Source organism: Streptomyces sp. BR123 (assembly GCF_013401435.1).
Classification (GTDB): Bacteria; Actinomycetota; Actinomycetes; order Streptomycetales; family Streptomycetaceae; genus Streptomyces.
In genome coordinates this window covers 1-679 of the sequence record NZ_JACBGN010000663.1, presented here as the reverse complement: position 1 = coordinate 679, position 679 = coordinate 1, and the positions used below count along the sequence as shown (strand labels likewise).

Sequence of the window (679 nt, the reverse complement as noted above, 5' to 3'; positions counted from 1 at the left end):
GGCCCCGCCCGCGACCCCTTCGCCTCCGCCCGCGCCGCCCTCGACGGCGTCATCGCCTCCTCCATGGCCGCCGGCGCCCTCGACGCCATCGGCGGCGACGGACTCCCCCTCGTCATGCTCGACAGCGCCCCCGGAACCGGCCGCGCCGCAGCCCACGTCAACCTCGCCATCGCCGACGGCATGCGCCAGGTCGCCGAACACCTCCTGGCCCTCGGCCACCGCCGCATCCTCCACTTCGCCGCCGACGTCGACACCTGGACCTTCCACCACCGCGCCCAGGCCCTGGCCCACCGCCTCGGCCCCCACGCCGAGCTGCGCACCGTCCGGGCCCCCCTCGACGTGGCCGAGGCCCGCACCGCCATGGAAGCCGCCCTCGCCACCCCCGCCGACCGGCCCACCGCCGTCGTCTGCGACGACGACATCCTGGCCGTCGGCGCCTGCAAGGCCGCCCGCCGCCTCGGCCTGCGCGTCCCCGACGACCTCTCCGTCACCGGCATCGACGACCTGGCCCTCGCCACCGCCGTCGAACCCGAACTCACCACCGTCCACCTGCCCGCCGAACGCGTCGGAGAACAGGGCATGGCCGCCCTCCTCGCCGTCCTCGAAGGCAGCGAGTGGACCGCCCCCGACATCCCCGTCGAGCTCGTCGTACGCGCCTCCACGGCACCCCCGCCCACCC

The 679-nt window shown here is 76.6% G+C and carries 1 protein-coding gene; it reads left to right on the top strand.

What is annotated here, in order from left to right; all coding sequences use genetic code 11:
* A partial coding sequence (locus HYE82_RS36935; RefSeq protein ID WP_179178586.1) for a LacI family DNA-binding transcriptional regulator occupies nt 1–679 on the top strand: 679 nt, incomplete at both ends.